This is a genomic window from Tardiphaga sp., from assembly GCF_028290785.1.
GTDB lineage: Bacteria > Pseudomonadota > Alphaproteobacteria > Rhizobiales > Xanthobacteraceae > Tardiphaga.
This window is the reverse complement of the sequence record NZ_JAQGJD010000083.1, coordinates 1-6,074: the sequence shown is the minus strand read 5'-3', so window position 1 is coordinate 6,074 and position 6,074 is coordinate 1. Positions and strand designations below refer to the sequence as shown.

Below are 6,074 nucleotides of genomic sequence, written 5' to 3'. Positions count from 1 at the left end.
CGCCGCGAGCGCATGAAGAAGGACGCGGACAAGGGCAGCATGAAGCTGCAGCGCTTTGCCGAAATCCTGCTCAAGCATTCGATATGGCTGATGATCGCCTGGTGGACCGGCGGCGCCTGGGTGCTGTATTTCAATGACGCGCCGACGCTGGTGATGCAGTTGGTCACCTTCCAGGCGCCGATGCTGGCCTATATCTGGATCGGCATCCTGACGGCCACCACCTACGTGCTGGCCGGCTTCATGCGCGAGCAGGTCTGCGTCTACATGTGCCCGTGGCCGCGCATCCAGGCCGCGCTGACCGACGAATGGGCGCTCAACGTCACCTATAAATATGACCGCGGCGAAGCGCGGACATCGCTGAAGAAGGCGGTTGAGCTGCGTGCGCAGGGCCAGCATGCCGGCGACTGCATCGACTGCTATCAATGTGTCGCCGTGTGTCCGACCGGGATCGATATCCGCGACGGCGCGCAGCTCGATTGCATCCAGTGCGGATTGTGCATCGACGCCTGCGATACGGTGATGACCAAGGTCGGTCGGCCGACGCGGTTGATCGGCTACGACAACGACGTCAACATCCAGCGTCGCCAGGTGGGAAAATCCGAGATCTACAAGATCGTTCGGCCGCGAACCATCGTCTATGCCGCGATGATCGCCGGCGTCGGTGCGATCATGCTGTACGCGCTGCTGACGCGCTCGCTGCTCGATGTCAACGTACTGCACGACCGCAATCCGCTCGCCGTGCGGCTGACCGACGGCTCGATCCGCAATGCCTATACGGTGCGGCTGCTCAACAAGCGCGGTTTCGATCGCGTCGTGGCCATCGACGTCGATGGTCCGAACAATGCCGTCGTGCATGTCGTCGGCTTCGATTCGGTGACGCCGGACCGGCCGATGATCGTGCTGGGGCGCGACGCCACCACCGAGCTGCGGGTGCTGGTCACGGCCCCCGCGGCGAGCAACACCGAGAAGTCGGTCCCGCTGAAGCTGCGGGTCACCGATATCGGGCTGGGTGAAGTCGCCTCGGCCACCGACAATTTCGTCGCCCCATAAGTTTCCGAGGTCCGCCCCATGAGCACGTCCACCACCACGAAACCGTTGACCGGCCGCACCGTCCTGATCTGCCTGATTGCGTTTTTCGGCGTGGTGATCGGCGTCAACCTCACGCTGGCGAAATTTGCCATCGACACGCTGCCGGGCACCGAGGTCGACAGCGCCTATAGCGCCAGTCTCGCTTATGAGGACGAGATCCTGTCTGCGCGCGCGCAGGCCGGTCGCGGCTGGAAGGTGAATGCCCATGTCGAGCGCGACGCCGACGGCCGTGCGGAAGTCCGCGTCGAGGCGCGCGACCGCAACGGTGCGGCGATTCCCGGCCTGGCCTTTAGCAGCCGTCTGGAGCGCCCCGCGGACCGCCGCGCCGACCGGCCGGTCGAACTCGCAGATGCCGGCAACGCCGCCTATCGCGGCCAGGTGACCGCGCTGGCGCCGGGCCTGTGGGACCTGGTGCTGGAAGGCGATGTCGGCGGCAAGCGGCTGTTCCTGTCGAAGAACCGCATCGTGCTGAACTAGGAGCTGGCCATGCATGCCACGCGCGACTTCTCGCATTACATCCGGCATCCGGAATCCGGCCTGTCGCATATCGACCTCGCGGTGGAGGGCGTCAGTTGCGCCGGCTGCATGGCGAAGATCGAGCGCGGCCTGTCGGCAATCCCCGACGTCACGCTGGCGCGCGTCAATCTCACCGATCGCCGCATCGCGCTGGAGTGGAGGGGGGCCACGCTGGAGCCCGGCCGCTTCATCGATCGCCTCGCCGAACTTGGCTACAGGGCCTATCCGTTCGAGACCGTGCGCGCCGAAGCCGTCGAGACCGCACAGTCGAAGTTCCTGTTGCGCTGCCTGGGCGTGGCGGCCTTCGCCACCATGAATGTGATGATGCTGTCGGTCCCGGTATGGTCCGGCAGCGGTGGCGACATGATCCCGGAACAGCGCGATTTCTTTCACTGGCTGTCGGCGTTCATCGCGCTGCCGGCCGCGGCCTATGCCGGGCAGCCGTTCTTCGTCTCTGCGTTCCGCGCGCTGCGCGCCCGCACCACCAATATGGACGTGCCGATCAGCATCGGCGTGATCACCGCGCTGACCATGTCGGTGGTGGAGACGATTCATCACGCCGAGCATGCCTATTTCGATGCGGCGATCATGCTGCTCACCTTCCTGCTGTTCGGCCGCTACCTCGACCAGAACATGCGCCGCCGCACCCGCGCGGTGGCCGGCAACCTGGCGGCGTTGAAGGCCGAAACCGCCACCAAATTCATCTCGGACATGGAAATCAGCGACGTGCCGGTGGCAGCATTGCATCCCGGCGACATCGTGCTGGTGCGCCCGGGCGAGCGCTGCGCGGTCGATGGCACGGTGATCGAGGGGCGCTCCGAGATCGACCAGTCCCTGATCACCGGCGAAACGCTGTACGCGCTGGCCGAGCGCGGCACCGCGGTCTATGCCGGCACCATGAACATTTCCGGCACGCTGCGAATTCGCGTGTCTGCGGCGTCCGAAGGCACGCTGCTGGCGGAGATCACCCGGCTGCTCGACCATGCGCTGCAGGCACGCTCGCACTATGTGATGCTGGCGGACAGGGCCTCGCGGCTCTACGCCCCGGTCGTGCATGCGGCCGCGCTGCTCACCATGATCGGCTGGGTCTCGGCCGGCGCCTCCTGGCACGACGCCATCATCACCGCGATCGCCGTGCTGATCATCACCTGTCCCTGCGCGCTTGCTCTCGCCATCCCGACCGTGCAGACGGTGGCCGCCGGCGCCATGTTCCGGGCCGGCGTGCTGCTGAATTCCGGCGACGCCATTGAACGCACCGCGGCCGTCGATCACGTCGTGTTCGACAAGACCGGCACGCTGACGATGCCGGATCTCGACCTCACCAACGGCGCGCAGATTCCCCCCGAGGTGCTCGACCTCGCCGGCCGGCTGGCGCTGGCCAGCCATCACCCGGTCGCGGCGGCGGTGGCGCGCGCAGCCGGCGCCAAACTGCCGCTGAGGGGCATTGTGGAAGAGCCGGGACAGGGCGTGCGCGGCATCGTCGATGGCGTCGAAGTCAGGCTCGGCCGGCCGTCGTTCTGCGGGGCCGACACCATGGCCAATGAAATTCTCAGCGCCGACCCGGAAATGTCCGCCGTCGCCTTCCGCCATGGCGATACCAGCTATGTGTTTGCGGTCCGGCAGCAGTTGCGTCCCGATGCGCGCGCGATGGTGGCGGCCCTGCGCCGGCGCGGCATTCCCCTGGAGATACTCTCCGGCGATCGTGAGCCCGCGGTGCGCGCCGCGGCGGCCAGTCTCGGGATTCCGCAATGGCGCGCCGGCGTCGCGCCGGCCGAAAAGATCGCCCGCATCAACGAACTCAAGGCGCAGGGCGCGAAGGTGATGATGGTCGGCGACGGCCTCAATGACGCGCCGGCGCTGGCGGCGGCGCATGTCTCGATGTCGCCGATCTCGGCCGCCCATCTCAGCCAGGCCACGGCCGACCTGGTCTTCCTCGGCAAGCCGCTGGCACCGGTGGTGGCGGCCATCGACTATTCGCGCAAGGCGCTACGGATCATGCGGCAGAATCTGTGGCTCGCTGTGATCTACAACGCGCTGGCGGTGCCGATCGCGATCGCCGGATTCGTCACGCCGCTGATCGCCGCGGTGGCGATGTCGGGATCGTCGATCCTGGTGATGCTGAACGCAGTGCGGGCGCGCCGCGTGACGAAGGATCACGCCTGATGGAAGTACTCGTCATTCTGGTGCCGCTGGCACTCGCGCTGGGGCTGGTCGGGCTCGGCGGATTCCTGTGGTCGCTCAAGAGCGGCCAGTATGACGATCTTGAAGGCGCCGCGTGGCGAGCCATTGCCGACGATGATCCGGCGCCGCCGCCTTCGGTCGATAAAACCGCGCTCCATCAGCCGAAGTGAACCTGTTTTGAGGCCGGGTCGCGGGTTTCCGGCGGGTGGGACGATGGAGCTTCATCGCCCATAGTGAGCTAGAACGAACCATGATCATCAAAGCCGCTCTTCGGCGCGGCTTTTGAAGCCGGGGCCGGTCGAAGGCCATGGCATCGCCGGCGATCTGAAATTACATTCCGGGCAAGCGTCACCCCAACCGACAGGCCTTCGATGACCGTTCACCCGCGCAGTATCTCCACTCCGATCGATCCCGTGAAGCTCGACCGGCTTGCCGAAGTCGCCGTCAAGGTCGGGCTGCAACTGGCCGAGGGCCAGGACCTGCTGATCACCGCGCCGTCGGTGGCGCTGCCGCTGGTGCGGCGGATCGCCGAGCACGCGTACAAAGCCGGCGCGGGCCTCGTGACGCCGTTCCTGTCCGACGAGGACATTACTTTGTCGCGCTACCGCTACGGCGCCGACGCCTCGTTCGACCGCGCCGCCGGCTGGCTCTATGAGGGCATGGCCAAGGCGCTCGGCACCAACACCGCGCGCCTCGCCATCGTCGGCGACAACCCGATGCTGCTGTCCGGCGAGGATCCCGCCAAGGTGTCGCGCGCGAGCAAGGCCAATTCCATCGCCTATCAGCCGGCGCTGCAGAAAATCGTCGGCTTCGACATCAACTGGAACATTCTGGCTTACCCCAGCCCGTCATGGGCCAAGCAGGTGTTTCCCGGCGACGACGAAGACGTCGCGGTGGAGAAGCTCGCCAATGCGATCTTCGCGGCGTCGCGCGTCGATAACGACCAGTCCATCGCAGCCTGGAAGAAGCACAACGCGGTGCTCCGTGAGCGCACCCAGTGGCTCAACGGCCAGCGTTTCCACGCGCTGCATTTTGTCGGGCCGGGCACCGACCTTACGGTGGGCCTCGCCGACGGCCACGAATGGCAGGGCGGCGCTTCCACCGCGAAGAACGGCATCGAATGCAACGCCAACATTCCGACCGAGGAAGTCTTCACCACGCCGCATGCCATGCGTGTCGATGGCCATGTCCGCAGCACCAAGCCGCTGTCCTATCAAGGCACCCTGATCGAGGACATTGCGGTGCGCTTCGAGGGCGGTCGCATTGTCGAGGCCAAGGCCTCGCGCGGCGACGAGGTGCTGAACAAGGTGCTGGACACCGACGAGGGTTCGCGCCGGCTCGGTGAAGTGGCATTGGTGCCGCATTCCTCGCCGATCTCGAAGAGCGGGCTGTTATTCTACAACACGCTGTTCGACGAGAACGCCGCCTGCCACATCGCGCTCGGCCAGTGCTATTCGAAGTGTTTCGTCGATGGCGGCAACCTCACGCCGGAACAGATCGCGGCGCAGGGCGGCAACAAGAGCTTCATCCATATCGACTGGATGATCGGCTCCGGCGAGACCGACATCGACGGCATCCATGCCGACGGCCGCCGCGTGCCGGTGTTCCGCAAGGGCGAATGGGCTTAGTCGCGAGCGTTTGACGGTGGCGCCGCCGCTCGTGCATCCGCCGCACCGCGTCGGCTTCCTGCTGATCGACGAATTCGCGCTGATGTCGTTCGCCTCGGCGATCGAGCCGCTGCGCGCCGCGAATATTCTAGCCGGCGGCACGCTGTACCAATGGCTGCACATCTCCACCGGCGCCGACACGATTCTGGCGTCGAACGGGCTGTCGGTTAAGGCCGATCACACTATCGCGGACGCCGTGCGCTACGACACCGTGCTGGTGTGCGCCGGCGGCAATCCGGCTGGGTTCGACGATGCGAAGACACTGGCGTGGCTGCGGCGGCTGGCGCGCTCCGGCTGCGCCATCGGCGGCGTCTCCGGCGGGCCGTTCATTCTGGCGAAGGCCGGCATTCTCGACGGCGTGCGCTGCACGATCCACTGGGAGCATCTCGCGGCTTTCGCGGAGGCGTTTCCGCAGATCGAGCCGACGCGGACCCTGTTCGAGATCGACGGCGGCCGGCTGACCTGCGGCGGCGGCGTCGCCGCGCTCGACATGATGCACGCGATCATCCGCCGCGACCACGGCCAGGCGCTGGCGGCCAAGGTCAGCGACTGGTTTCTGCAAACCACCGTGCGGCTCGGCGACGACAAGCAGCGGATCTCGCTGCGCGAGCGGACCGGCAC

The 6,074-nt window shown here is 66.4% G+C and carries 6 protein-coding genes; all 6 read left to right on the top strand.

Features of this window, described 5'->3' with window-relative positions:
• Positions 1-1,050 (top strand): cytochrome c oxidase accessory protein CcoG (gene ccoG / locus JWR89_RS04740; protein ID WP_299712365.1); only part of this gene is annotated, 1,050 nt, incomplete at its 5' end.
• Positions 1,051-1,068: 18 nt separating this feature from the next.
• Complete coding sequence (locus tag JWR89_RS04735) at positions 1,069-1,566, top strand: FixH family protein (protein WP_299712363.1); 498 nt, start codon at positions 1,069-1,071, stop codon at positions 1,564-1,566.
• 9 nt (positions 1,567-1,575) lie between these two features.
• Positions 1,576-3,768: a cation-translocating P-type ATPase gene (locus JWR89_RS04730; protein WP_299712361.1), complete on the top strand. Its 2,193-nt coding sequence runs from the start codon at positions 1,576-1,578 to the stop codon at positions 3,766-3,768.
• The gene (gene ccoS, locus JWR89_RS04725) at positions 3,768-3,956 is read left to right on the top strand and encodes a cbb3-type cytochrome oxidase assembly protein CcoS (protein WP_299712359.1); all 189 of its coding nucleotides are present in this window, start codon (positions 3,768-3,770) and stop codon (positions 3,954-3,956) included. Before JWR89_RS04730 ends, ccoS begins: the two co-directional genes overlap by 1 nt.
• 201 nt (positions 3,957-4,157) lie before the next feature.
• On the top strand, positions 4,158-5,414 hold the full coding sequence (locus tag JWR89_RS04720; protein ID WP_299712356.1) for an aminopeptidase: 1,257 nt from the start codon (positions 4,158-4,160) through the stop codon (positions 5,412-5,414).
• 16 nt (positions 5,415-5,430) lie between these two features.
• A partial coding sequence (locus JWR89_RS04715) for an AraC family transcriptional regulator (RefSeq protein WP_299712354.1) occupies positions 5,431-6,074 on the top strand: 644 nt, incomplete at its 3' end.